This is a genomic window from Bacillus sp. JJ722 (assembly GCF_036963345.1).
GTDB lineage: Bacteria > Bacillota > Bacilli > Bacillales > DSM-1321 > Bacillus_AD.
In genome coordinates, this window is sequence record NZ_JBALMO010000413.1 from 1 (window position 1) to 621 (window position 621).

Annotated in this window: 1 protein-coding gene; it reads right to left on the reverse strand. The window is 27.4% G+C overall.

The genetic code is table 11. The features are described from left to right. Window positions 1–294, reverse strand: a complete 294-nt coding sequence (locus tag V7014_RS26935) for a patatin-like phospholipase family protein (protein ID WP_335512169.1) — start codon at window positions 292–294, stop codon at window positions 1–3. Window positions 295–621: the final 327 nt, after the last annotated feature.

Consider the following 621-nt stretch of genomic DNA (forward strand, 5'->3'; position numbering starts at 1 on the left):
TTAAGAGATATTGATAAGTGTAGATTTCGTGCACCAAAGTCTAAATGATTTTGCTTTATAGGGAAATATTTCAGGCCCATATTCATCGTAAAAATTAACAATTTGTTTTGCTGGAATTCCTGCTGCTATTGCTAGAGCAATAATTCCACCTGTTGAAGTACCACAAATTAAGTCAAAATGCTTACTCAACTTCCCATATTTTTCTTCAAAATCTGCTAAGATCACCGCAGAATACAAACCTTTTATACCACCCCCGCCTATAGATAAAATTTTAAAATTGTCTTCATTTCTCAATACACAAAACACCACCTAAATTTGAAAATTCGTTAGTTATAATTATTATAATACATATTTCTGACTAATAAAAACAAAAAAGAACTAACGTTCGTATTTATTTTCTAAATACTATCCTCTTAAATAATTTAATTTATACAAGTTATAAATTTATTATCTTTTTTATAATTTTCACTATAAATACACCATGTAGCAACTGTTGCTTATAACCCTGTTTATAATATGGGAACAATCCATTCTTCAACAATCTGGAACAATTGTGGAACAAAAAATCCAACAATACTGAATTTTTAATCAAACTTTATTTTAAATGATCAATCTTTATTT